Genomic DNA, 561 nt, shown 5'->3' on the forward strand with positions numbered 1-561 from the left:
GGCGACGACCCCGCACAAAACAATTACAATGTGCAGTTGCGCGGCGTGGGCAGTTTGAGCGGCAGTGCCGAGCCGCTGTATGTGATTGACGGCGTGCCGGGCGGCAATCTCTCGTCGGTGTTGTCAAACGACATCGAATCCATCGACGTGCTGAAAGACGGGTCGGCGGCGGCTATCTACGGCACGCGCGCCAACGCCGGCGTCATCCTCATTACCACGAAGCGCGGCAACAAGGACGGCAAATTTTCGGCGGAATATTCCGGCTCGCTTTCGACCGCCACCATCGCCAACGCACCCCGCGTGCTGACTGCCCAAGAATACCGCGACAAAATGGTGTCCAAAGGCTTGGGTGTCGATTATGGTGCCGACACCGACTGGCTGGATGCCATCACCCGCACGCCGCTGAGCCATACGCACAATGTGTCGATTACCGGCGGGACAAAAGATTTCAACTATCGTGGCTCGGTGGGGTATCGCGCGGTAGGAGGGCTTGCCAAAAAAACGGGCTACGGAGAAAACAAAAGGCGGGTTGTTGGCAATCAAAAAGGACCGAAAAAAAAA

1 protein-coding gene is annotated in these 561 nt (G+C 57.8%); it reads left to right on the top strand.

Translation table 11 applies throughout. The features are described 5' to 3' along the window. Positions 1-561: TonB-dependent receptor plug domain-containing protein (locus ASC50_RS03465; RefSeq protein ID WP_158648364.1), on the top strand; the 561-nt coding region annotated here is incomplete at both ends.

The sequence above is a fragment of the Candidatus Symbiothrix dinenymphae genome (assembly GCF_001431085.1).